Origin of the sequence: Natronorubrum halophilum (genome assembly GCF_003670115.1) — an archaeon.
Lineage (GTDB): Archaea > Halobacteriota > Halobacteria > Halobacteriales > Natrialbaceae > Natronorubrum > Natronorubrum halophilum.
On sequence record NZ_QQTY01000002.1, the window covers coordinates 235,467 to 259,100 of the forward strand.

General features: G+C 66.1%; 22 protein-coding genes. 10 read left to right on the plus strand and 12 right to left on the minus strand.

Features of this window, described 5'->3' with window-relative positions; genetic code table 11:
- Positions 1-119 precede the first annotated feature (119 nt).
- The 3 genes from DWB23_RS07275 to purH all read right to left on the minus strand — a co-directional run bounded on the left by DWB23_RS07275 (position 120) and on the right by purH (position 4,240).
- Complete coding sequence (locus tag DWB23_RS07275; RefSeq protein WP_121742164.1) at positions 120-1,295, minus strand: ABC transporter substrate-binding protein; 1,176 nt, start codon at positions 1,293-1,295, stop codon at positions 120-122.
- A 217-nt stretch (positions 1,296-1,512) separates the two neighbouring features.
- Entirely contained in the window at positions 1,513-2,277 is a 765-nt protein-coding gene (locus DWB23_RS07280; protein ID WP_121742165.1) for an SIMPL domain-containing protein, read from the minus strand.
- A gap of 325 nt (positions 2,278-2,602) precedes the next feature.
- On the minus strand, positions 2,603-4,240 hold the full coding sequence (gene purH / locus DWB23_RS07285; RefSeq protein ID WP_121743043.1) for a bifunctional phosphoribosylaminoimidazolecarboxamide formyltransferase/IMP cyclohydrolase: 1,638 nt from the start codon (positions 4,238-4,240) through the stop codon (positions 2,603-2,605).
- 178 nt (positions 4,241-4,418) lie between these two features.
- Here purH and purB point away from each other — a divergent pair, with 178 nt between their 5' ends.
- Both purB and DWB23_RS07295 read left to right on the plus strand, forming a co-directional pair.
- Positions 4,419-5,804, plus strand: coding sequence for an adenylosuccinate lyase (gene purB, locus DWB23_RS07290; RefSeq protein WP_121742166.1), 1,386 nt, complete (start codon positions 4,419-4,421; stop codon positions 5,802-5,804).
- 72 nt (positions 5,805-5,876) lie between these two features.
- Positions 5,877-6,650 (plus strand): CPBP family intramembrane glutamic endopeptidase, encoded by a 774-nt coding sequence (locus DWB23_RS07295; protein WP_121742167.1) that lies wholly within the window; start codon positions 5,877-5,879, stop codon positions 6,648-6,650.
- 33 nt (positions 6,651-6,683) lie between these two features.
- On the opposite strand, the gene DWB23_RS07300 is transcribed toward DWB23_RS07295, so the two are convergent.
- The 7 genes from DWB23_RS07300 to dapA all read right to left on the minus strand — a co-directional run bounded on the left by DWB23_RS07300 (position 6,684) and on the right by dapA (position 13,871).
- Positions 6,684-7,613, minus strand: a complete 930-nt coding sequence (locus DWB23_RS07300) for an ABC transporter permease (protein ID WP_121742168.1) — start codon at positions 7,611-7,613, stop codon at positions 6,684-6,686.
- 262 nt (positions 7,614-7,875) lie between these two features.
- Entirely contained in the window at positions 7,876-9,048 is a 1,173-nt protein-coding gene (locus DWB23_RS07305) for a M20 family metallopeptidase (RefSeq protein WP_121742169.1), read from the minus strand.
- A complete protein-coding gene (gene dapF / locus DWB23_RS07310) occupies positions 9,045-9,875 on the minus strand; it encodes a diaminopimelate epimerase (RefSeq protein WP_121742170.1) in 831 nt (276 codons plus the stop codon). Before dapF ends, DWB23_RS07305 begins: the two co-directional genes overlap by 4 nt.
- Before the next feature lie 102 nt (positions 9,876-9,977).
- Positions 9,978-11,336, minus strand: a complete 1,359-nt coding sequence (gene lysA / locus DWB23_RS07315) for a diaminopimelate decarboxylase (protein ID WP_121742171.1) — start codon at positions 11,334-11,336, stop codon at positions 9,978-9,980.
- A complete protein-coding gene (locus DWB23_RS07320; protein ID WP_121742172.1) occupies positions 11,333-12,169 on the minus strand; it encodes a 2,3,4,5-tetrahydropyridine-2,6-dicarboxylate N-succinyltransferase in 837 nt (278 codons plus the stop codon). The genes lysA and DWB23_RS07320 overlap by 4 nt, the downstream gene beginning before the upstream one ends.
- Complete coding sequence (dapB, locus tag DWB23_RS07325; RefSeq protein WP_121742173.1) at positions 12,166-12,933, minus strand: 4-hydroxy-tetrahydrodipicolinate reductase; 768 nt, start codon at positions 12,931-12,933, stop codon at positions 12,166-12,168. Before dapB ends, DWB23_RS07320 begins: the two co-directional genes overlap by 4 nt.
- Complete coding sequence (gene dapA, locus DWB23_RS07330; protein ID WP_121742174.1) at positions 12,930-13,871, minus strand: 4-hydroxy-tetrahydrodipicolinate synthase; 942 nt, start codon at positions 13,869-13,871, stop codon at positions 12,930-12,932. Before dapA ends, dapB begins: the two co-directional genes overlap by 4 nt.
- A gap of 350 nt (positions 13,872-14,221) precedes the next feature.
- Between dapA and DWB23_RS07340 the strand changes: the two genes are divergently transcribed.
- Positions 14,222-15,046 carry a M48 family metallopeptidase gene (locus DWB23_RS07340; RefSeq protein ID WP_121742176.1) on the plus strand — a complete coding sequence of 275 codons (825 nt, stop codon included), beginning with the start codon at positions 14,222-14,224 and terminating at the stop codon, positions 15,044-15,046.
- Positions 15,047-15,217: 171 nt separating this feature from the next.
- Complete coding sequence (locus DWB23_RS07345) at positions 15,218-15,715, plus strand: LabA-like NYN domain-containing protein (protein WP_121742177.1); 498 nt, start codon at positions 15,218-15,220, stop codon at positions 15,713-15,715.
- Positions 15,716-15,857: 142 nt separating this feature from the next.
- On the opposite strand, the gene DWB23_RS07350 is transcribed toward DWB23_RS07345, so the two are convergent.
- Positions 15,858-16,040 (minus strand): hypothetical protein, encoded by a 183-nt coding sequence (locus tag DWB23_RS07350; RefSeq protein ID WP_121742178.1) that lies wholly within the window; start codon positions 16,038-16,040, stop codon positions 15,858-15,860.
- Positions 16,041-16,214: 174 nt separating this feature from the next.
- On the opposite strand from DWB23_RS07350, the gene DWB23_RS07355 reads away from it, so the two are divergent.
- The 6 genes from DWB23_RS07355 (at position 16,215) to DWB23_RS07380 (ending at position 22,158) form a co-directional block, all read left to right on the plus strand.
- Positions 16,215-16,718 carry a PUA domain-containing protein gene (locus DWB23_RS07355; RefSeq protein WP_121742179.1) on the plus strand — a complete coding sequence of 168 codons (504 nt, stop codon included), beginning with the start codon at positions 16,215-16,217 and terminating at the stop codon, positions 16,716-16,718.
- A gap of 120 nt (positions 16,719-16,838) precedes the next feature.
- Positions 16,839-17,219 (plus strand): nascent polypeptide-associated complex protein, encoded by a 381-nt coding sequence (locus DWB23_RS07360; RefSeq protein WP_121742180.1) that lies wholly within the window; start codon positions 16,839-16,841, stop codon positions 17,217-17,219.
- A gap of 101 nt (positions 17,220-17,320) precedes the next feature.
- Positions 17,321-18,040 (plus strand): methyltransferase domain-containing protein, encoded by a 720-nt coding sequence (locus tag DWB23_RS07365; RefSeq protein ID WP_121743044.1) that lies wholly within the window; start codon positions 17,321-17,323, stop codon positions 18,038-18,040.
- A gap of 153 nt (positions 18,041-18,193) precedes the next feature.
- Positions 18,194-20,536, plus strand: coding sequence for a phosphoenolpyruvate synthase (ppsA, locus tag DWB23_RS07370; protein ID WP_121742181.1), 2,343 nt, complete (start codon positions 18,194-18,196; stop codon positions 20,534-20,536).
- Positions 20,537-20,664: 128 nt separating this feature from the next.
- Entirely contained in the window at positions 20,665-21,750 is a 1,086-nt protein-coding gene (gene mfnA, locus DWB23_RS07375) for a tyrosine decarboxylase MfnA (RefSeq protein WP_121742182.1), read from the plus strand.
- Positions 21,751-21,819: 69 nt separating this feature from the next.
- Positions 21,820-22,158, plus strand: a complete 339-nt coding sequence (locus DWB23_RS07380; protein WP_121742183.1) for a hypothetical protein — start codon at positions 21,820-21,822, stop codon at positions 22,156-22,158.
- Positions 22,159-22,271: 113 nt separating this feature from the next.
- Here DWB23_RS07380 and DWB23_RS07385 read toward each other — a convergent pair whose 3' ends face one another.
- Entirely contained in the window at positions 22,272-23,615 is a 1,344-nt protein-coding gene (locus DWB23_RS07385; protein ID WP_238717369.1) for a sodium-dependent transporter, read from the minus strand.
- Positions 23,616-23,634: the final 19 nt, after the last annotated feature.

Genomic DNA, 23,634 nt, shown 5'->3' on the forward strand with positions numbered 1-23,634 from the left:
ACGCTCGGCCTCGAGCAAACTGTTCGTCGTCGAGAACCGCCGTGAGCCGTCGCTGGTCGCGGTGGCGTCGAATCCGCGATTCACGCGGTCGATTCCCGTTCGCCGACACCGACTGTCGACTACTGTGATCCGGTGACGATTTCGGCGACCGCTTCGCGGTCGAACAGCTGTTCGTCGGCCGGAATCTCCGGGTAGGGCTCCTCGGACACGTGCCCCGGCCACTCCCCGAACTCCTCGGGATAGAGCTGTTTGGCGGTCATCTCGAGCTGGAACAGGTTCATGATCGGTCCCTGATAGCGCATTCCGCTGGCGACGACCCGGTCGTTTTGAACCGCGGCCAGTTCGCTCCCGGCGGGGTCGTCCGCGAGGCGCTCGCGGATCGAGTCGATGGCGTACTGCGGCGTGATTCCCCAGAGGTGGAGAATAACGTCCGGATCCGCCTCGAGCATCGTCTCGTAGTCGATTTCGCCCCAGTCGCCCGGCCACTCCTGGTCGGCGAGGGCGTCGTGGGCACCGAGCGGCCGCGTCTCCGCCTGCCAGAACCCGGGCGTGTTGAGGTGGTAGGCGTAGAACACGCCGTCACCCAGCGTGACCCGCGCGACCGTCGGCCGGTCGTCTTCGGGCGGAAGCCGGGATTCGATGTCGGACCGCATCTCGTCGTACACCGCCTCGAGGGCCTCGTAGCGCTCTCGTTCCTGAAAGATCTCGGCGACCGTCTCGAACATCTCCCAGAGCGTCTCGTACTCGTAGTCGTCGGCGTACGCCTCCGCGGGGTCGCTGTGAACGCCGCTGTGAAAGCTTCCGTACCAGGGACCGAGACGCTCGCTGACCTCGTCGATAGTGGACTCCGTCCAGCCCGACTCGTTGAGCAGGACGTAGGAGGGATCGAGGAAATGAACGTCGCAGTCGTACGCGTAGAGTTCCTCCTCCCCGAGCCCGTCCAGGAGCGGGTTCTCGAGGCCCTCCCATTCGAAGTCGACTCCCTCGAGGCGGTCGTAGAACATGTCCATCGTCGACCCCGCCATGTCGGTCGAGAACAGCGAGTTCACCGCGTCGCCGTGGCCGAGGGCAACCGCCATGTCCGCGTATTGCGGGAACGTGACGAAGGCGTCTTCGGGAACGGCGTCGAACTCGGCCTCCCCCGCGTGGTTCAGCGAGACCGTGTACGCCGCTTCGTTGGACTCGCCGTCGTTCTCGCCGTCCTCGCCGAGACAGCCGGCGAAGGCTGCACCCCCGGCCGCAATCGTCCCCAGAAGTGCTCGGCGGCGTCGGTCGAACTGACGTGATGCGTCCATGCGTTTTAGGCACACCTAAGAACCCAAAAGCCGTTCGGTTTTCGGCCAGATAACCACTCTGCGGGTGATCGTGCTGGTTTTTCCACCAGTTTCCGGTGTTCGTCTCGGTCGGTCGGCGCAGGCTGGATCGTCCGCGCGGACGACCTCGGTAGTGAATTCTAATCGCCCTTCCTCCTCGCACCGTTCGGATTCGACCCGCTGGCTTCTATCCGTCGCCTCACTCCGCGTCCGCGAAGCTGTACGTGACCGTCACGGACGCGGTCACGCGAACGGGGCCGGCGTCGATCTCGGTCGGAGGCGCGCCGCCTCCCTCGGCGGCCGCCGCGTCGTCGGTCGCCGTTTCGTAGACCGGGCGAACGCCCACGTCGCTCGTCGAGACCGATCGCGTCCCCGTAATCTCGACGCCGCGGTTGGACGCGATGTGGGCGGCCTCCTCGTCCGCGTTCGCCAGCGCCCTGTCCAGGGCCTCGTTGCGCCGTTCTTCCCGGGTCGCGTCCTGAAGATCGAACTGGACGCGACCGACGGTGTCCGCGCCGGCCGCGGTCGCTGCGTCGATCACTTCGCCGGCGCGATCGGGATCGTCGAATTCGACCCGGAACGAGTGGTGTCCCTCGTACCCCGTCCCGTTGTGTACCTGTCTGACGTTAAATCGGCCGGATTCGACGTTTTCCTCGGGGAGTCCCAGTTCGTCGAACGCCTCCCGGAGCGTCTCGGCGTCGCCGGCCAGTTCGTCGGTCACCTCGTCGGCGGTCTCGCCGCTCGCCTCGACGCCGATCGTCAGTATCGCCCGATCCGGCTCCACTTCGACTACCCCCTCGCCGCGCACCTCGATCGCGTTCCCGGGATCGTCCTCGGGCGGCGCACCGTGACCGTTCGCATCCGACTCCGAACCGGCGGCCGTCCCGAGAACGCCGTCTACACACCCTGCCGTCGTTATCGCGACGCCGACGCCCGACGCCGCGAGGAACTGTCGTCGATCCATACGGAGGGATCTCCGGCCGTCGAGATAGCACCACCCCTAGCTAAAACGCGGCTTTGAGTTACCGTCCCTCCTCGAGTAGCACGAACTCCCGCGTGCGGCGAGCACGACTGCAACCGAGTGTCTGACACGAACTCGGCGTCGCTCAGTCGCGTCTAAAAGACCGCTGGCCGGTAAACGCCATCGCGGATCCACCTTTTTCCGCTCGGGTTCGCTTCGCTCACCCTCGCGCAAAAATCTGTCCGGCGAGAGCACAGCTCTCGCTGACCTTCGCTCACTCCGTTTGCGAAGAGACCAAAAAGCTGCTCACTCACTTCGTTCGCGAGTATTAATCGTGACGGAAAGACCGCTGACCGGTAAACGCCATCGCGATACCGTGTTCGTCCGCGGCCGCGATCACGTCGTCGTCGTTGACCGAGCCGCCAGGTTGAACGACCGCCTCGATGCCCGCCTTCGCGGCCTCCTCGATACCGTCCGGGAACGGGAAGAACGCGTCCGAGGCCATCACCGCGCCCTCGGCATCCTTGCCCTCCGCGTGTTCGTCGGCTTTCATCGCCGCGAGTCGAACCGCATCGACGCGGGAAACCTGCCCCATCCCGACGCCGACCGTTTCGGTGCCCTTCGTAAAGAGGATCCCGTTCGATTTGACGTGTTTGAGCGTCTGCCAGGCGAACACCATCGACTCGAGTTGTTCCTCGGTCGGCTCGCGTTCGGTGACGACCTCGAGATCCTCGACCGAGACCGACTGGAGGTCGCGCTCCTGCACGAGCCGACCACCCACCAGCGGTTTCTCCGTAAAGCGTTCCGTTCGCTCGCCCAACTCGCCGACGTCGAGCACTCGCAGGTTGCCCTTCTCGAAGAGCACCTCGAGGGCGTCGTCGGCGTAGCCGGGCGCGACGACGACCTCCTTGAACGAGTCGATGATCCGCTCGGCGGTGTCAGCGTCACACTCGCGATTCAGCGCGACGATGCCGCCGAACGCGCTCATCGGATCCGTCGAGAGAGCCTTCTCGTAGGCGTTGGTCAGGTCGTCGGCAGTCGCACAGCCGGCCGGATTCGTGTGCTTGATCACCGCGGCGGCTGGTTCGTCGAACTCCTTGATCAGGTTCAACGCGCCGTCGGCGTCGTTGTAGTTGTTGTACGACAGGGCTTTCGCGCCCTCGTTCAACTGGTCGGCGTGGACGACGCTGGCCTCGTCGCAGGTGTAGTCGGCGTACACCGCGGCGTCCTGATGGGGGTTCTCGCCGTAGCGGAGCGTGTCCGCGCGGTCGTCGGAAACCAGCCGACGCGTCGGGAGACCGTTGTGATCGTCAGAATCGGTACTCGCCACGTCGACGTCGACCGATACCTCGCCGGCGTCCGTATCCACGTCGACACTCCCCTCGGCGAACCACTTCGCCGCACGCGGGTACGCACGGAACTCGCCCTCGTAGAGCACGCGCTCCTTCAGACTCTCCTCATCGTCCCCTTCGTAGACTGGAACCGGCTCCTGCGTGACGATCGGACCGCCGTCGACCTCGCTCTCGACGACCGTGCCGTCCTCGTCGGTCGCGTCCGTCACGACGTGGACCGTACAGCCCGTGACCGACACGTTCGCCTCGAGCGCGTCGCCCCAGGCGTCCATGCCGGGGAAGGCGGGCAGCAGCGAGGGGTGAACGTTCAGCGTCGTCGGGGCCTCGGAGAGGAAGGTATCCGAGAGGATTCGCATGTAGCCGTCCAGACAGACGAGATCGAACTCGTGGGCGGACAGGGCCTCGAGCACGGCTTTTTCGTGCTCGCTGCGGCTCATCCCCTCGGCGAGCGGGACGACCTCGGTCGGAATTCCGCGCTCGGCGGCGGCCTCGAGCACCGGCGCGTCCTCGCTGCTCGTGAGGACGACGGCCAGTTCGGCCCCGCCCGGCTTGCGATCGGCGATGTTCAACAGGTTGCGTCCTCGGTTGCCGGCCATCCCGGCGATTCGCGTCATACTCGGATCCCCGCCCGCGAACGGCAAAGTGGTTGCGGTCTCGATCACCGATTTATCCACGTTGGTGTATTATTCTGGCAGTATTTCCCCCGCGTTTTCTCGAGATGTGCACGCTCGTGGCCTCGGCGGGGTCGCGGTTTCGATACGCTTTTAGAGCGCGTCAGGAAAGGCTCGCACAATGACTGACATCAACGCCCTGTACGCCGTCTCGCCGCTGGACGGCCGCTACGGCAGTCGGACCGCGCCGCTGTCGCCCTACGCCAGCGAAGCCGCACTCATGCGGGCCCGGGTTCGCGTCGAGGTCGAGTACCTGCTCGCGCTCGCCGACCTCGAGGCGACGCCGCTCGAAATCGGCGAAGACGAACGCGAACAGCTTCGCGGCCTGTATGAGCACTTCGCGGAGGAGGACGCGCGACTGATCAAGACGCTCGAGACGGAGGGATACGCCGACTTCGACGCCACCAATCACGACGTCAAAGCGGTCGAGTACTTCGTCCGACACCGCCTGTCGGAAGACAGCAACGCCTCCACGTGGATCCACTTCGGGCTGACCAGCGAGGACGTGAACAACCTCGCCCACCGGCTGCTCGTCCGCGACGCCGTCGACGAGGTTCTTCTACCGGAGCTGTACGACGTCCGCGACGCGCTCGCCGAGATGGCACAGGAACACCGCGACCTCCCGATGCTGGCTCGCACCCACGGCCAGCCCGCGACGCCGACGACGTTCGGCAAGGAGATGGCCGTCTACGCGGCCCGCCTCGGTCGTGCGACGGGCCGCATCCGCCGAGCCACGGACGAACTCAGCGGCAAACTCGGCGGCGCATCCGGCACCTACGCGGCCCACGTCGCCGCCTACCCGGACGTCGACTGGTCGGCGTTCGCCGAGGAATTCGTGACGGAACTGGGCCTCGAGTTCGAGTCGCTCACCACGCAGGTCAACCCCTGTGACGACCTCGCGGCGGTCTTCGACGCCTTCCGCGGCGCGAACGACGTCCTACTCGACCTCGATCTCGACATGTGGCTTTACGTCTCCGATCGCTACCTTGGCCAGGAGGCCGTCGAGGGCGAAACGGGCTCCTCGACGATGCCCCACAAGGTCAACCCGATCGACTTCGAGAATAGCGAGGGCAACCTCTCGAAGGCCAACTCGGATCTGACCTTCCTCGCCGATTACATCACCACGTCGCGACTACAACGCGACCTCTCGGACTCGACGGTCAAGCGCAACATCGGTGCCGCCTTCGCTCACTGTCTGATCGGCTACGGGAAGGCCGCCGCCGGGCTCTCGAAGGTCGTCCCGACCGAGCGGGTCATGCGCGAGGAACTCGAGTCGACGCCCGAAATCATCGGCGAGGCCGTCCAGACCATTCTCCGACGCGAGGGCCAGGAGGACGCCTACGAGCGCGTCAAAGCCGTGACCCGCGGCAAGGACGTCACGATCGAGGACTTCCGCGAGATGTTCGACGAGCTCGAGGTCGACGAGGACGTCCGCGAGGAACTGCGCGCGCTGACGCCGGCGGACTACACCGGCGTCGCGAGCGAACTGGTCGACGAACTGGAGTAGGTGGCGTCAGACCTGGCCGTCGCGCCCCGACGTGTCAGTACCTATTTCTATCGGAGGCAACTACGGATCCGTGTGTCCTCGAGACGACGGCTTTCGGCGGCGGTTCCAGCGAGCGTTCGTGCGGTCGGACTCTGTCTCGTCATCGGGATCGTCGGCTGGTTTACCGGATTTGCCGCGACGCTCGGCGTCGAGATGCAGTTGTTCGCCCTCGGCTACGGGGCCGGAACGGTCACCCAGCTCGGGTCGGCGGTCGCGTTCAACGTCGTCGGCGCTGGCGGGTTCGCGCTGACGTATCTGATCGTTCGTCGCAACGGGTTCGACCGGTCGTTCGTCGTCGGTTTTCTCCGGCTTCGCAAACCCGACCGCTGGGATCTCGTGTGGATCGTCGTCGGACTGTTCGGTGCCTTCGTCGTCGCGTTCGGCTATCAAGCGGCGATCGAACTGTTCGACCCGTTCGGAACGGGCGGCGAGGGAACGACGCACTCGGGAATCGAGCAGGGACGCGAGTATCCGCTCCTGTTGTTGCTCGGCATTCCGATCGCCATCCTGCTCACCGGACCCGGTGAAGAGCTTCTCTACCGCGGCGTCATCCAGTCGCGACTCGGCGAGACGTTCCCGACGCCCCTGGCGGTGCCGCTGGCCGCGCTCGTCTTCGCCGTCGTCCACCTCCCGGTGTACATCGGGGAAGATCCCGGTGCGGTTTTCGTTAGCCTCGGGACGGTCACGGCGCTGGGGCTGTATCTCGGAACTCTCTACGAACTCTCCGACACCCTGCTCGTTCCCGCGCTGGTTCACGGCGCGTTCAACGCCGTCGTCTATCTCTCGAATTTCCTCGCACACGTGTGACCCGCCGGCGTTTGGCGTCTCACAATCGGCGAATCACCGCTCGCCATCGGACTCTCGGGACGTCTCGTCGTCTCGATCGGGATCGAGGGCCCACTCCCACTCGTCGATGGAGCCCTCGTCTTCGTCCGCCGCTCGAGTCGAGTGGCTCCCCGGATCCGCTCGCGTTTCGCCGCTCGAGCCCGCCCCATCGAAATATCCCGCCGTCGCGGGCGCCGACTCCGTCTCCGTTCCGACCTCGCCTGCGGCAGCCGTCTTCGACTTCGTGATCCCGGTTTCGCTCGAGTTGCTACGCCTCCGGTCGGCGGTTGCCAGACCGTCCGGTGCGTCCGTCGGATCGCGCTCTTGTCCGTCGCCGGCGTCGATATCCCGTCCACCGCTTCCGACGTCGGTCCACCGTCTCACGGCGCCGCCGGTCCCGAGGGTCGCGACGCCCATCGCCACGACCGCACCGAGAACCGGAACGAGTTGACTCGCACCGAGGACGACCGTCCCGGTCGCGAGCGCACGCCGGAGCGACGGCGACTCGTCGCCGAGCCGACCGGCGATCCGGTCGCCGACAGCGACGACGCCGAACGAGCCGCCGGCGATCAACAGCACCAGCCAGAGAAGCACCGCGGGGAGGGCGACGAGCGCCCCGAGTGCGAGGACCGCCGGGTTCTCGACGTACGTGGTGACGAATAACGGAATCGCGACGACGACGAGGAGACCGAAGAAGACGACGAAGCCGGTCGCAAACGCGAGATCCGGGCGCTCGAGGGTGTCGTCTCGGATCGAACGCGCGGCCGACGGCGTCCCGGCGATCAGTATTCCGCCGACGACGAGCGTGAGGGCCATCCAGCCGACCGCGAGCGCGAGGGCCCGGACTTCGAGGAGGTCGAGCACCGGCGTGGCGGCGATGCTCGAGACCGCGGCGACGGGACCGATGGGGAGTACCGCGTCGAATCCAGCGAAAACGGGAAACACGTGCTTGTCGTCTACGTTACCCAGCGCCGACTAAAAACGTGCGGTCGTGCCGGCTGGTGATTGCGTACGTGTCGTCCGGTACGTTGCGTTCGAAAATCGATGAGATCAACACCGGTTTGTTCGGGTGCCCCCAACGACCTGTATGGGCGACGAACTACTCGAGTTCCTCTTCCCCGAGATCGCGACGGTCGCGCTGTTCGCCGTGGCGATCCTCGGGATGATCGCACTGCTCTATATTTCGACCCAGTGGTAACGCGGCGACTCACTCGACGATCGACCGAACCGTCTCCTCGAGCGCCGCCGCCGCCTCGCGGACCGCGCTCACCGTAACGTACTCTCGCGGTGCGTGTGCGACCGCACCTTCCGAATCCGCGAGCACGCCGGGACCGAACACGACCGTCGGCGCGTCCGGGGCGAAATAGGAGGCCTCCGTCGCGGCGGCGAAGGAGCGGACGTTGCCGCCGGACGCGCTCGCAAGGACGTCGACGACTTCCGCGTCGGGGTCGGTATCCCAGGCCTCGAGGAACGGCGTTTCCCGGTCGGTAAACCGGAACTCGAGCCCGATACCGTCGGGCACGGCCGCCTGCAGGTGATCCGTCAGCGCGGCGTGGAACCCGTCGGCGGTCTCCGGCGGCACGCTCCGGCGGTCGACCGTCAGCGCGCAGTCGGCCGGCACTTGGTTGGTCGCCTCGCCGCCCGCGACGACGGTCGGCGTGAGAGTCGCCTCGCCCAGTTGCGGGTGGGCCGGCGGCGCGTCCTCGCGCCCGCCGAACGTTCGGATTCCCTCGAGAACGGACTCGAGGGCGGCAATCGCGTTGCGTCCGGTCTCGGGTTCGGCGGCGTGGGCGTTCGCACCCGCGAGGTGGATCGTCCCCTGAAACCGTCCCTTCGCTGCGGTACAGACGTCGAGATTCGTCGGCTCGCCGACGATCACCGCGTCGGCGTCTCGAGTCGGCGAGTCGCCCCTCGAGATCAGTTCGTACGCGCCCGTCGAGAGCACCTCCTCGTCGGGGGTGATCGCGAGCGTGACGCGCCCGGTCGCGTCCGCGGGGTCGACGGCGAAAAACGCGGCCAGTAACGCGGCGAGCGGCCCCTTCGCGTCACAGGAGCCGCGTCCGCAAATCACGTCGCCGCCGCCGGCCTCTGGACCGTTCGCGTCGCGCTCGAACGGTACGTGCGGCGAGACGGTATCGATGTGGGTGTTCAAGACGAGGTGGGTGTCGGCAGCCTTCGGGCCGCGAGTCGCCAGGACGTTCCCGGCGTCGTCGACGCGGGGCGTCACGCCTCTCTCCTCGAGCGTCTCGCACAGAAACTCCCGCATCGGGCCGATATCCTCGTGAGAGGGGAACTGAACGGCCGTCTCGAGGAAGGCGACGGGATCGAATTCGGCGTCGCCGACGCGTTCGTCCCCGGAACTCGTATCAGTCCCGGTCACGGTTCGGCCGTCGGTTTGGCGCTCACTTCGCCGTCGAACTCGTGCTCGACGGGTCCGGTAAGCGTCGCGCGTCCGCGGTCGTTGAAGCTCACCTGCAGTTCGCCACCCGGCGGCCGAACCGTGACCGGGTCGGCGTCCGTGAGCCCGAGACGGCGCGCGATGACGGCGATGGCGACCGCGCCGGTCCCACAGGAGTCGGTTTCCCCTTCGACGCCGCGCTCGTAGGTTCGCTGGTCAAATCCGCCGTCCCCGTCCGGGCTGGCGACGGTGACGTTCGTCCCCCTGGGGAACACGTCGGCGTAGCGGACCGGCGGGGCGACCGCCTCGAGATCGACGTCGTCGACGTCGTCGACGAACGCGACGGCGTGAGGGACGCCGGTGTTTACCAGCGTTACCTCGAGCCCTTCGATCTCCGCCTCGAACAGCGGTTCGGTGGCCGTGACGGGCACTTCGTCGGGGGCGAACGTCGGCGTCCCCATCTCGACGGTGATCTCGCCGTTCGCTCGATTCGCGCGCAGCGTGCCCGATTGCGTGTCGATCATGACGGTGTCGGTGTCCGTCCGCTGCATCGCCCACTCGGCGGCACAGCGCGCGCCGTTGCCACACATCGGTGCCGTCGCGCCGTCGGGCTGGACCAGCGTCATCACGACGCGCGGCGGGCGAAAGCGTTCCTCGAGCGCGAGATAGAGGATGCCGTCGGCACCGACGCCGGTCTCGCGGTCGCACTCGCGTTCGGCCAGTTCGCCCCGATCGGAGACGTATTCGGCCGCATGGATAATCAAAAAGTCGTTGCCGGTGCCGTGGTATTTCTGGAATGGGACGGTCATCGTGCTATCGTGTCTCGTGGTCGTTATCTGCTTCTCGGTCCGCGTTCGTCCTTGGTCTTTCGGTTCGGGGACCGCGCTGTCCCGCGCTCGCGTGGTGAACTTCTACTCCGCGAGGTCACCGCTCGAGTCGTCCGAAGTGCGACGCGCGTCGCGCTCGAGGCGCGTTACGTCGTCGACCGTCTCGCGGCGGCGAGCGAGTCGAACCTCGTCGCCGTCGACGACGACCGACGCGGGCCGGGGCCGGGAGTTGTACTGGTTGGCCATCTCGTAGCCGTACGCGCCGGCGTTCCCGATCGCGAGGACGTCCCCGCGTTCGCTGGCAGGGAGTTTGCGGTCGGTACAGAAAACGTCCCCGCTCTCGCAGATCGGGCCGGTAATCGTCTGTTCGATCGTCTCGCGGCCGCTGTCGGGCGTTTCGCTGCTCGAGGTGGCCGCCGCCGCGTCCGCGTCGGCCGTCAGATTCCGAATCGGATGGGACGCGTCGTACATCGCGGGCCGAAGCAGCGTCGTCATCCCGGCGTCGATCCCGACCGCCGTCGTGTCGCGGGCGTCTTTCACCGTGTTCACCGTCGTCAGGAGCACCCCCGCGTCCGCGACGACGTAGCGCCCGGGTTCGACCGTCAGCGTCGCGTCCACGTCGCCGAGCGCGTCGCGGGTCGCGTCGGCGACGGCCTCGAGATCCAGGGGCTCCTCGTCGTCGCGGTAGGGAACGCCGAAGCCGCCGCCGACGTCGACGAACTCGAGGTCGGTCGGAAGCGCCTCGTTTCCGTCCCGAGCGAGGTCGCCCATCCGCGACACGAACTCCCGGTGGTCGTCGAGCTGGTCGCTCGAGACGCCCGAACCGACGTGGGCGTGGATACCGACCACGTCGAAGCCGCGGTCGGCGGCATCTTCGAGCACCTCGAGCGCGCGCTCGGTCGGAACGCCGAACTTCGCGTTGGCACCGGTCTGGACCTTCTCGTGGTGACCGGCACCGATTCCGGGGTTGACCCGGAGGCAGAGCCGGCCGTCGTAGCCGCGGTCGGCGAGGCGGTCGATCGTATCCTCGGCCCCGACGGTGACCGTCAGGTCGGGGTACTCCTCCCACGCGTCGATACCCCAGTCCAGGTCGCTGGCGGGCGGGTTGACGGCCGTGTAGTGGACGTCGGCCCCCGAGTCGCTGGCCGCGAGCGCCCGCTCGAGTTCGCCGGCGGAGGCACACTCGAGGCCGATGCCCTCCTCGCGAAGCGTCTCGAGGACGTCCCCGAGCGCGTTCGCCTTCACCGCGTAGAGGATCTCGGCGTCCGGAAACGCGGCCCCGAGACGACGTGCGTTCTCCCGAACCCGCTCGAGGTCGAGGACGTACAGCGGCGAGCCGTAGTCGGCGACGAGTGCCGAGAGGTCGTCCTCGTTCCAGTCCTCGAGTCGGCGGACTGCGGGGTTCGCCCGCCCCGAGCGCTCGCGGGCGCCCGTATCACTCACTCCCGCAGCACCTCCTCGCGTTCCGTCGCCTCGAGCGTCTCCGTCTCGAGGTCGGTGGCGACGACGGCGGGCTTGTACGCGCCCCCCTCGAAGAGGTCGTGGTCGCTGATCGAGGACTCGACGAAGCGGGTGAACGCGCGCCGGTCGGCGGGCAGTTCGCCGTAGAGCACCTCCTCCTCGACGAGGTCGTAGACCGGAATTCGCGGCGTCAGCAGCGTGTTCTCGCCCACGACGCTGTTCTCGCCCACGACGAAGCCGCTCGTGACGCGACAGCCGGCACCGAGCGAAACGTCGTCCTCGACGATGACCGGCGCGCCCTCGACCGGTTCGAGGACGCCGCCGATGAGCGTATTCGCGCCGAGTTTGACGTTCGCGCCGATCTGGGCGCAGGAGCCGACGGTGTCACAGGAGTCGACCAGTGTGCCATCGCCGATGCGCGCGCCGATGTTGACGAACGCGGGGCTCATCAAGATGCAGTCCGAGCCGATGTGTGCGCCCTGGCGGACGACGGTGCCGTCCGGCGTGTTTCGGCTGCCGCGGTCACCGTACTCGCTCGAGTCCGCCAGCGGGAGCACGTCGTTGTACGTGACGCCGCCGTGCGTGTACTGGCCGATCGAACGCAGGCCGAAGTTGAGCAGAATGCCCTGCTTGACCCACTCGTTGGCCTCCCACTCGTCGCCGTGCTTTTCGGCGGCGCGGATCTCGCCGTCCTCGAGCGCGTCGAGGAAGGCCTCCAGCGTCGCGTAGGCCCCTTCACCGGCGGTCTCGGCGCTGACGTCGTCGTTCTGGTAACGGCCCCACAGGTCGGAAATCTCGCTCTCGAGTGCGCTCATTCGCTGATCACGTCCGAGAAGTCGTACCAACCCGCCTTCTGTCCAGCGATCCACGTTGCCGCGTCGACCGCGCCCGCGGCGAAGACCCCGCGATCCTCGGCGCGGTGCGTGAGGCGGACCTCCTCGTGGTTGCCCGCGAGGACGACCTCGTGTTCGCCCGTGATAGCGCCCGCGCGAAGCGCGTGGACGCCGATCTCCCCCTCTTCGCGCGGGTCCTCGCCGTCGCGGCCGTGCGTGCGCCCGGCGAACTCGCCGTTGTCCTCGATCTCCTCGAGCAGGCGGTTCGCGGTCCCACTCGGCGCGTCGCGCTTTGCGTTGTGGTGGGTCTCGACGAGTTCGACGTCGTACCCCGGCAGGTTTCGGACGGCCTCGCCGACGACGTTCAGCAGGGCCTGAACCCCGCGAGCGAAGTTCGGCGCGTAGAGGACCGGGATCGTCTCGCTCGCGCCCTCGAGCGCCTCGAGTTGGTCGTCATCGAAGCCCGTCGTTCCCGTAACGAAGGCGACGCCGGCGTCGACGCAGGCGTCGGCGTACTCGAGCGCCGATTCCGGACCGGTAAAGTCGATCACGGCGGTCGGTTCGCGGTCGACGACCAGCGAGTCGAACGCGTCCGCGGGTTCGATCTCGACGGTCTCGACCGTCTCGCCGTCCGGATCGCGGTTGACCGCGAAGACGACTTCGCAGTCGGCGTGGTCGTCCGCGGCGGCGATCACTTCCCGGCCCATTCGGCCCGTCGCGCCGGTGACGCCGATCCGAACCGTCATCGATCGCCCTCTCGGGTGGCTTCCGCGTCGCCGTCGACGACGTCGGCCGTCTCCGACTCGAGGTCGACGAGGACAGCCTCGAGACCGTCGCGATACTCGTCGGCGAGTCGGGTGAGCGGCGTTCGCATGCGTGCCGGGCCGTAGCCCCGGATCTCCATCGCTTCCTTGACCGGGATCGGGTTGGTCTCGACGAAGAGTTCGCGAAAGAGCGGGCCGAGCTCGTGGTGAATCGCCTGTGCGCGCGCGTAGTCGCCGTCGAGCGCGGCACCGACCATCGCGCAGGTGAGCTCCGGTTCGATGTTCGCGGCGACGCTGATCGTTCCCGTTCCGCCGACCGAGATGGTCGGAAGTGTGAGCGCGTCGTCGCCCGAGAGCACTGCAAAGTCCTCGTCGCTCGTTCGTTCGGCGATCTCGCCGATCTGACCGAGGTCGCCGCTCGCGGCCTTGTAGCCCGCGATGTTGTCGTGGCTCGCGAGTTCGACGGCGGTGTCCGGCTCGATGTTCCGGCCCGTCCGCGAGGGCACGTTGTAGACGATCTGTGGCAGGTCGACCGCGTCGGCGATCGTTCGGTAGTGGTCGACGAGCCCGCGCTGTTCGGGCTTGTTGTAGTAGGGCGAGATGAGGAGGAGGCCGTCCGCGTCGGCCGCGGCGGCGCGCTCGGAGAGTTCGAGCGCTTCGCGGGTGTTGTTCGAGCCGGTGCCCGCGATGACGGGCACGTCGTCGACGGCCTCGATGACCGCCTCGACGACGCGAATGTGTTCGTCGTGGGTCAGAGTCGCGGATTCGCCCGTGGAGCCGACGGGAACGATCCCGTCGACGCCCGCGGTCTCGAGTCGCTGTGCGTCGCGCTGTAAGGTTTCGAAGTCGATGCGTTCGTCTTCGTCGAACGGCGTACACATCGCCGGGAAGACGCCGGTGAAGTCGATTTCTGGTGTCATGGGTTTCTATTGCTACGTGGGTCGGTGGTCGGCTACTTGGGTATGATGATTCGTGCGTGATGAACCAGGCGGCGAGTCCGTTATCGAACCTGATTCGCTCCGAGTCGCACCCGAGACGGGACGTCACCCCGCCTCGAGCGCAGTTACACGCGTTTACGTTTCGAAAAACGAGCGACGGCGGCGCTCACGACACGACCGACGCGCTGGTGAGCGACCTGACGCATGTCTCAGACGTCGAACTGAACCACCTTATCCGTTGTGTCTTCGATCAGTCACTGCCACCGCCGTTGTGCCACTAACTGACATGACGTTTCGCGTAATTTATCCCGGAGCAGTACGTACGTCTTCCCATGACAGATTTCGGACTGAAAATACGGATGGTCGTCGTCGGGGCCATCCTGTTTGCCTTCTACGTCGGCGCGGCAACGGTTATCGCGCTGATGTTTGGCGTGAGCCCGCTGGTGATACTGCCCGCCGGTATCATCATCCTGCCCGCGATCCAGTACAAACTCGGGAAGTGGATGGCGACCAGAAAAGCCGAGGAGATGCCCAACGAGGGTCAGTATCGGGACGTCCATCAGATGACCGAGTCCCTCTCCCGCGACATGGGCGTCAAGAAGCCGAAGCTGATGGTGATGAACATGGGCGTTCCCAACGCCTTCGCCGTCGGCCGGAAAGGTGCCGGCGTCGTCTGTGTCTCGACGGAGCTCATGCAGTTGCTCGAGCGCGACGAACTCGAGGGCGTCATCGCCCACGAGATCGCCCACATCAAAAATCGCGACGTCATCACGATGGTCGTCGGCCAATCCATCGGGATGATCGTCGGCTACGTCGCCTACTTCGCGGTCGTGATGGGCGGCGAGCGCAACATCGGCACCTACCTCCTCGGCATGGTCGCCTCCTCGCTGGCGAACATGCTCGTGATGATCTTCGTCCTCGCCATCTCTCGGTACCGCGAGTACGTCGCCGACGAGGACGCCCGCCAGTACATCGGCAGCGGCGACCCGCTGGCGCGCGCCCTCGAGAAGATTTCCAGTGGCTCTCAGGGACGAGAGTCGGCGATGGACGACAGTATGAACGCGCTCTGCATCTTCAACTCGGACAAGAGCCTCATGGCGCGGCTGTTCGCGACCCACCCGCCGACGGAGAAGCGCATCGAGAAACTTCGAAGCTAACGTAGCAACGACGAACAGCCGTTCACAGTTTTTGTTGTTCGCCTTCGTCACCGGACGGAACCAGCGCAGTGCGACGATTACGGTGATCAGTGGCCTGCTCGAGACCCTCGAGACGACCGCCGAGCCACCGAACGACACGCCTTTTTAACGATTGCCGATACAACGTAGTATATGACCGAAATCCACCCCGGGCAGCGCGTCGCCGTCCTCGTCGACGCCCAGAACCTCTACCATACCGCACAGAGTATCCATAGCCGCAACATCGACTACTCCGCGCTCCTCGAGAAGGCCGTCCAGGACCGCGAACTCACTCGGGCGATCGCGTACGTTATCCGCGCGGACTCGCCCGAGGAGGAGAGTTTCTTCGAGGCGCTCGTCGATATCGGCTTCGAGCCCAAGATCAAGGACATCAAGACGTTCTCCGACGGGACCAAGAAGGCGGACTGGGACGTCGGAATGAGTCTCGATGCGGTAACTCTCGCGAACCACATCGACACGCTCGTGCTCTGTACGGGCGACGGGGACTTCTCGAGGCTCTGTTCGCACCTGCGCCACGAAGGCGTCCGCGTCGAAGTGATGGCCTTCGAATCCTCGACGGCCGAGGAACTCATCGAAGCGTCCGACTCGTTCCTCGATCTCGGCGAGCGCCACGAGACGTTCCTGCTATAGTAGCCACTGAAAGTCAATGCACACCTGATCGCACGACTGCTGTGCGATCAGTGTGTAAATAGTTTCAGTTGTTACTATATAGGCTCCGCTCGTGAATCGACGGGCGGAGGAATCCGGACGGCTGTCGTACTCGAGGGAGGCGTCAGGACCGATCCGGATATTGGCTCCGCCAGAGGCCGACCAGCAGTGCGTATCCCGTAACGAGTAGCGTGGCACCCGTCAGGAGATACACCACCGGACCCGAGACGAGTGTGGCCGGACCGGCCAGCGTCAGGGTGCCCAAAACGAGCAGGGCGGCCCCGAGGCCGATTTGTGTGACGTCCATGTGATACCGATACTACTGAATCGACCATTATAACATTCTCTATCTCAGTTTTGTCGTTCGCGACGATAGGTTCACTGAGTAGCGAGCGTGATTCGTCGTCGGTCCCGGTCTCGCTGCAGTCCGCTACGGCTCAAGGTCGAAGGGCTTTCGACCGCCCGCGCGAAACGTCGACCAATGAGTGACGCAGCCGACGGGAACGGACTGGCGGGAGTGGCAAACCTTCGAATCATCGGGGACTACCAGTTCGGTGCCGGCGCGGGCGCGGCGCTGTTCCCGCCCGCCGAATCGGTGACAGTCAAACGGACGACCTCGGGACGTCCCCAGCAGGTCCACGCCGACGCCGGCCGCATCGTTTCCTTCGGCATCGACGGTCGGTTCACGCTCGGTCTCGAGGGCGGTCGACGACTTCACGAGGCGCTCGAGCACCCGGCCTACCGCGTCGTCGTCGACGACGAGAGCGAGCCGTTCGTCCGCGACGAGAAGAACGTCTTCGCGAAGTTCGTCCTCGAGGCGGGTCCCGAGATCCGGCCGGGCGACGAGGTGTTGGTGGTCCACGAGCGCGGCGAGTTGATCGCCGTCGGGACCGCGCGACTCGCGGCCGACGCGATCGAAGATTTCGATACCGGCATGGCGGTGAACGTGCGTGAGGGCGCACCCGCGGAGAACGGGGATAGCTGAACGCGAACGGGTCCTCGGGTCTCGACGGCGTGGGATCCATCGCGCGGTGCACTCGCGCAACCGGGGCCGTCGTGCGGTCGAACGACAAGCTAAAAGGTTGCCCGTGCCGACGTGTCGGGTATGTTTGGAGGAGGCGGCGGACTGAACCCGCGCAAGATGGAACAGATGATGGAACAGATGGGTATCGACGTCGAGGATATCGACGCCGAGGAGGTCATCATCCGTACCGGCGAGTACGACCTCGTGTTCAACGACGCCGAGGTCACGAAGATGGACGCCCGCGGTCAGGAGACCTACCAGGTCATCGGCTCGCCGGAGCAAGTCGAGTCCGGCGCGGCCGGCGGCAGCGCTGGTGCCGGCGGCGACGACGCCGGGAGCGCGATTCCCGACGAGGACGTCGACCTCGTCGCGACCCGCGCCGGCGTCAGCGAGGACGAGGCCCGCCAGGCACTCGAGGACAACGACGGCGACCTCGCCGCAGCAGTCGGATCCCTCGAGTGAGCGAGCGCGATTCCGACGGCGGCGAGCGGACCGACGCTGAACGCGCGGATGACCGCGACCGCGACGATGTCGCGGCGGACGAGGACGACCGTGTTCCCGTCTTGCTCGTTCGCGGCGACCGCACGTACCTCGTCGAACCCGGCGGGGAACAGGGAACCGACCTCGGCGTGCTTGAGGTCCCCGAGGACGTTCAACCGGGCGAGACCATCGAGACCCATCTGGGCGACGAGTTTCAGGTGCGCAGGCTCCGCGGCCCGGACCTGTTCCACCACTTCGAGCGTACGGGGGCACCGATGGTCCCCCGCGATATCGGACTGGTGATCGGCGAGACGGGGATCGCGCGGGGCGACCGCGTGCTCGATACCGGAACCGGGACGGGCGTCCTCGCGGCGTCGATGGCCCGCGCCGGTGCGTCGGTGGTGTCCTACGAGCGCGATCCGGAGTTCGCCGACGTCGCGAGAGAGAACATGAAACTCGGCGGCGTCGCGGACGCCGTCGACGTCCGAACGGGCGACCTGACGGAACACGTCGGGGATCTCGAGGACTCCTCGTTCGACGTGTTGACGCTCGATACGGGCGACGCGCCGTCTCTCGTCGCCCACGCACCCGCGCTGCTGGTCGAGGGCGGCTTCGTCGCGGTCTACAGTCCCTTCGTCGAGTCGACCCGCGAGGTCGTCGAAACGGCTCGAGACGTCGGACTGTCGAACGTTCGGACGCGGGAGACGATCCAGCGGGAGATGCAGTTCGACGACCGCGGCTCGCGGCCGTCGACCGCGCCGGTCGGTCACACGGGCTATCTGACCATCGCTCGGAACGTGTGACCGTGCGATCGGTCGTCGCTACGTTCGTCTCGCGGGCCGCATAGACCGGCCGTAAACAGCTGTTTACTGCCAAAGACAATTCGGTCGCGAGTTGTGAATCAGCGCGCCCGTTCGCAACCTTCTTTATTCGTTCGGGTGTCCACGCAGATAGCAATGGCTGTACTCTGGCTGGACGAGATCAGTGCCGGCGACCTCGAGAAGGTCGGCGGCAAAGGCGCTTCCCTGGGCGAACTTACGGGCGCGGGGTTGCCCGTTCCCCCGGGATTCGTTGTCACCGCCGGGACCTATCGATCGTTCATCGAAGAGGCCGAAATCGATGACGAACTGTTCGAAGCCGTCGACGTCGATGTCGAGGACTCGAGCGCGCTCGCGGCCGCAGCCGATCGCGCACAGGAACTCATCCTCGGGACGCCGTTTCCTGACGACCTGCGCGAGGAGATTCTCGAATCCTACGGCGAGGTCGGCGACGGCGAGGCGTTCGTCGCCGTTCGCTCCTCGGCGACGGCCGAGGATCTGCCCGACGCGTCGTTCGCGGGGCAACAGGACACGTACCTCAACGTCACCGAGGAGGACCTGCTCGATCGCGTGCGCGAGTGCTGGGCCTCGCTGTTCACCCAGCGGGCGATCTACTACCGACAGGAGCAGGGCTTCGACCACTCGGCGGTCAACATCGCGGTCGTCGTCCAGCAGATGGTCGACGCCGCAAAGTCGGGCGTGATGTTCACGAGCCACCCCTCGACGGGCGACCCGACGATGATTATCGAGGCCGCGTGGGGGCTCGGTGAAGCCGTCGTCTCCGGTGCCGTCTCGCCGGACAACTACGTGATCTCCCGCGAGGACGGGGATGTCGACGTGACCGTCGCCGAGAAGAAGGTGATGCACGAAAAGGACGAAGCGTCCGGTAAAACCGTCGAACGCGAGGTGCCCGAGGCGAAACGAAACGCGCGCGTGATCTCCGACGACGAGATCGATCAGCTCGTCGAACTCGGCGAGCGCGTCGAAGACCACTACGACAATCCTCAGGACGTCGAGTGGGCCATCGTTGAGGGAGAGGTCTACATGCTCCAGTCCCGGCCGATTACGACCATCGACGAGGGCGGCGATGAAACGGCGGGATCGACCGGCGGCTCCGTCGACGCTGCGAAGGGGCTCACCGACGGCAGCGGTAGTGTACAGGCCGCTGGCGGCGACGACGGGACTGATTCGGGGCCGGGATCCTCCGGCGAGGTTCTCGTCGACGGGCTGGGCTCGAGCCCGGGGACCGTTAGCGGGGCCGCACAGATCGTCACGAAGCTCGACGACCTCGACAAAGTCAAAGAGGGCGACATCATCGTCACCGAAATGACGATGCCCGATATGGTGCCCGCGATGAAGCGGGCGTCGGGGATCATCACGGACGAAGGGGGCATGACCAGCCACGCCGCGATCGTCTCCCGCGAACTCGGCGTGCCCGCCATCGTCGGCACGACGAACGCGACGACCGTCCTCGAGGACGGCCAGATCGTCACGCTCGACGGCGACAAGGGTGCGGTCCTCGAGGGGAAGGAAGTCGACCCCGAAGAGGAGACCGAACCCGTCGAAGAGGTTCGCCCGCAGTCGCCGGTCAAGCCGATGACCGCGACCGAGGTGAAGGTCAACGTCTCGATTCCGGAAGCCGCGGAGCGCGCGGCCGCGACGGGAGCCGACGGCGTCGGCCTGCTCCGAACGGAGCACATGATCCTCTCGCTGAACCAGACGCCCGCGAAGTTCATCGAGGAAAACGGCGAGGACGCCTACATCACGGAACTCGTCGAAGGCATCCGCAGCGTCGCCGACGAGTTCTACCCGCGACCCGTCCGTGTTCGCACGCTCGACGCGCCGACCGACGAGTTCCGCCAACTCGAGGGCGGCGAGGACGAGCCGAAAGAGCACAATCCGATGCTCGGCTATCGGGGCATCCGGCGCTCGCTCGACCGGCCGGACGTCTTCGCCCACGAACTCGAGGCGTTCCGGCGACTCTACGAACTGGGCTACGACAACGTCGAGATCATGTTCCCGCTGGTCAACGACGCCGAAGACATCTATCGGGCGAAAGCGTGCATGGAGGACGCGGGAATCGATCCCGCAAAACGCAAGTGGGGGGCGATGATCGAGACCCCCGCATCCGCGCTGTCGGTCGAGGGAATGGCCAAGGCGGGCATCGACTTCGCCTCCTTCGGGACCAACGACCTCACCCAGTACACGCTCGCGGTCGACCGGAACAACGAGCACGTCGCCGACCGGTTCGACGAACTCCACCCCGCCATCTTGACACTACTCGGGAACGTCATCGAGACCTGCCGCGAACACGACGTCGACACGAGCATTTGCGGTCAGGCCGGCTCCAAACCGGAGATGGTCCAGTTCCTCGTCGACGCGGGCGTCAGCTCGATTTCGGCGAACATCGACGCCGTTCGCGACGTCCAGCACGAGGTCAAACGGACGGAACAGAAGTTACTGCTCGATTCGGTTCGATAGCGACCCCGGTGCGACGCGTTCCTCGTTAGCACCGTTTTCGCTCGAGGAGCGCTGAAACACCGTTTCAATGCCGCTATTCGTGGGCGATAAGCGCAACTAATAAATCGGTGAGTACTCACAACCGTGATATGCAAATCGAGCCGCAAGCGTTCGGTCGGGTGCTCTCGTCGATGTGTACGGAACCCCACCCGAAGGCGCGCGATGCGGCCGAGCGGTTTCTCGCGACGAATCCCGGCGATCCGGGTACCTATCCGAACGTCGCGGCGCTCGAGGACGACGCGATCGCGATGCTCGGCGAGATCGCCGGACTCGACGAGCCGTCCGGCTACGTCGCCAGCGGCGGTACGGAGGCGAACGTTCAGGCGGTCCGGATCGCTCGCAACCGCGCCGAGACGCGGACGCCGAACGTCGTCGTGTCCGAATCGGCCCACTTCAGTTTTCAGAAGGCCACCGACGTGCTCGGCGTGGAGTTGCGGATCGTCCCCACGGACGACGCTTTCCGTGCCGATCTCGAGGCCGTGAGATCCTGCGTCGATCGGGAGACTGCGCTGGTGGTCGGCATCGCGGGAACGACCGAGTACGGCCGCGTCGATCCGATTCCGGAACTCGGCGAGATCGCGGCGTCGGTCGACGCGCTGTTACACGTCGACGCCGCCTGGGGCGGGTTCGTGTTGCCGTTTACCGACCACGAGTGGAACTTCAGTCACGCGCCGGTCGATACGATGGCGATCGATCCCCACAAGATGGGCCAGGCCGCCGTCCCCGCCGGCGGCCTGCTCGTTCGCTCCGCGGACCTGCTCGACGAACTCGCCGTCGACACGCCCTACCTCGAGTCGACCTCGCAGGCGACGCTGACCGGCACGCGATCGGGTGCGGGCGTCGCCAGCGCCGTGGCGGCGATGGCGGAGCTGTGGCCCGACGGCTACCGGAGCCAGTACGTCCGCTCGCAGCACAACGCCGAGTGGCTGGCCGACGCCCTCGAGAAGCGAGGGTACGAGGTCGTCGATCCCGCGCTGCCCCTCGTCGCCGCCGACGTCCCGCGCTCGACGTTCGACGCGCTTCGGGCCGAAGGCTGGCGGATCTCGAGGACTGGGACGGGTGAGCTACGGGTGGTCTGTATGCCGCACGTGACCCGGAAGATGCTCGCGTCGTTCATCGGGGATCTGGACCGACTCGAGGTGCGCGCGAGCGTCCCGCTCGTGAGCGACGACTGATCGATCGGCGATCCGTGATCGAGCGGCGAAACCGATACGCGTTTTTGACTGAGACGACCAGGTACCGCCATGGCTCTCGACCGTCAGGACGGTGTTGCAGTCGTCGGGTTCGCGGCGATCGTCGGTCTCTCGCTCGTCGCCGAGCCGACGCTGCTTTCGGCCGCACTCGGCGGTTTCCTCCTCTCGATCGCCGTCTGGCGACTCTACGACGGGAAGCCGTGGGAGGCGCTGGCCTGGCTCGCGTGGGTTGGTGCCGCGGTCGCACCGGTCCTCGCGCCCGGGGAAATCGCGTTCGCAGCGCTGTTTTTCGGACCGCTACTGGTCGGCGTGGGACTGCTCTTTGCCAGCCGATTCGAACTGCTGCCGACGATCTGGGACGCCGATCGAGGGACAGTCGACGAACAGTAGGGTGGCGGTTTCGGGGCTCCGACCGCGGCGACGATCGGGTCGGGAGAGCGGTACTCCGGCCGTCGATACAGTTCGACCGTTCCCGTCCGGTCCGTCGAATGGACGAACCCCGTTCAGAGGAACGTTCCCTGGATGAACTCGATGTACTCCATGATCGCGAGATACACCGTGTAGAGGAGGACCACGGGAACGACGATCCGAACGACGTTGATCCAGTACGCGTCGAACCAGTTTCCGTCTCGCCCCTGGTCGAGTTCCTCGAGCGCCTCGGGGGCGTAGACCCAGCCGATGAAGATCGAGAGCACCAGTCCGCCGACGATGAGCAGGATGTTGTTCGCGAACAGGTCGTACGCGTCGAGGTAGTTCAGGTCGAGTCCGGTCGGAATGCCCACGATGAAGATGATGACGGCGAGTCCGATCGTCGCCGGGACGCGACCGATATCGAACGTGTCGATCACGAACGAGACGACGACCTCGAGGATGCTGAACGCGCTAGATAACGCGGCGATCGCCAGCATGATGAAGAAGACGCCGCCGACGAGATGACCCGCCGGCATGGTCTCGAACGCGGCCGCGAGACTGATGAAGACGGCACCGGCGCCGCCGCCGCCGGTCTCGAGATCGATTCCCTGGGAGGCGAGGAACGGGAAGACGACGAGCCCCGCCAGGAGCGCGATGAACGTATCGATCGCGACGATGATGAGCGAATCGTTGAGCAGGTTCCGGTCCTCGCCCAGGTACGAGGAGTAGGTGATCATCACGCCCATCCCGAGCGAGAGCGTGAAAAACGCCTGACCCGCCGCGGCCGGCAGAATCGAAACGGCATCGGACGCGAACGTGTTCACGTCCGGATTGAGATAAAACTCGTATCCCACACCCGCGTTCGGGAGCGTGGCACCGTACCCGGCGAGGATCGCGAGGAGCACGATGACGCTCGGGACCATCACCTTCGCCGCTCTCTCCAGCCCGTTGCGGACGCCGAGGGCGACGATACCGGCCACGAGCGCCATGAAGACGGCGTGGAAGATGACCGCGTTCGTCCCGGACGCGGTCCCGACGAAGAACGTTTCCGGGTCTCCGCCGTAACCGCCGGAAAAGCTAGCGACGATGTACTGGAGCACCCAGCCGCCGACGACGCTGTAGTACGACAGGATGAGAAAGCCCGCGAGCGCGCCGATCACTCCGGCGAACTTCCAGGACGGATGACCGAGTCGTCTGAACGCGCCGATCGGATTTCGCTCCGACCGTCGTCCGATGACGAACTCGACGAGCATCACGGGGAGCCCGATGAGCGCGACGAGCAACAGGTAGACGAGCACGAACACCGCCCCGCCCGATTCCGCCGTCAGGAACGGAAATCGCCAGATGTTCCCGAGTCCGACTGCGCTGCCGACGGCGGCGAGGATGAAACCGGTGCGGGTCGCCCACTTCTCGCGCGGAATATCGAGTGAACTCATAGTCGGGGTCTGGTGTGGG

Bases quoted from the DNA above. Each gene is read 5' to 3' on its own strand.
- ppsA (WP_121742181.1), top strand. From the start codon at position 18,194: ATGGCTGTACTCTGGCTGGACGAGATCAGTGCCGGCGACCTCGAGAAG.
- DWB23_RS07280 (WP_121742165.1), bottom strand. From the start codon at position 2,277: ATGGATCGACGACAGTTCCTCGCGGCGTCGGGCGTCGGCGTCGCGATA.
- DWB23_RS07340 (WP_121742176.1), top strand. From the start codon at position 14,222: ATGACAGATTTCGGACTGAAAATACGGATGGTCGTCGTCGGGGCCATC.
- purH (WP_121743043.1), bottom strand. From the start codon at position 4,240: ATGACGCGAATCGCCGGGATGGCCGGCAACCGAGGACGCAACCTGTTG.
- DWB23_RS07345 (WP_121742177.1), top strand. From the start codon at position 15,218: ATGACCGAAATCCACCCCGGGCAGCGCGTCGCCGTCCTCGTCGACGCC.
- DWB23_RS07350 (WP_121742178.1), bottom strand. From the start codon at position 16,040: ATGGACGTCACACAAATCGGCCTCGGGGCCGCCCTGCTCGTTTTGGGC.
- DWB23_RS07275 (WP_121742164.1), bottom strand. From the start codon at position 1,295: ATGGACGCATCACGTCAGTTCGACCGACGCCGCCGAGCACTTCTGGGG.
- DWB23_RS07355 (WP_121742179.1), top strand. From the start codon at position 16,215: ATGAGTGACGCAGCCGACGGGAACGGACTGGCGGGAGTGGCAAACCTT.
- DWB23_RS07320 (WP_121742172.1), bottom strand. From the start codon at position 12,169: ATGAGCGCACTCGAGAGCGAGATTTCCGACCTGTGGGGCCGTTACCAG.
- purB (WP_121742166.1), top strand. From the start codon at position 4,419: ATGACTGACATCAACGCCCTGTACGCCGTCTCGCCGCTGGACGGCCGC.
- DWB23_RS07360 (WP_121742180.1), top strand. From the start codon at position 16,839: ATGTTTGGAGGAGGCGGCGGACTGAACCCGCGCAAGATGGAACAGATG.
- DWB23_RS07380 (WP_121742183.1), top strand. From the start codon at position 21,820: ATGGCTCTCGACCGTCAGGACGGTGTTGCAGTCGTCGGGTTCGCGGCG.
- dapA (WP_121742174.1), bottom strand. From the start codon at position 13,871: ATGACACCAGAAATCGACTTCACCGGCGTCTTCCCGGCGATGTGTACG.
- dapF (WP_121742170.1), bottom strand. From the start codon at position 9,875: ATGACCGTCCCATTCCAGAAATACCACGGCACCGGCAACGACTTTTTG.
- dapB (WP_121742173.1), bottom strand. From the start codon at position 12,933: ATGACGGTTCGGATCGGCGTCACCGGCGCGACGGGCCGAATGGGCCGG.
- DWB23_RS07385 (WP_238717369.1), bottom strand. From the start codon at position 23,615: ATGAGTTCACTCGATATTCCGCGCGAGAAGTGGGCGACCCGCACCGGT.
- mfnA (WP_121742182.1), top strand. From the start codon at position 20,665: ATGCAAATCGAGCCGCAAGCGTTCGGTCGGGTGCTCTCGTCGATGTGT.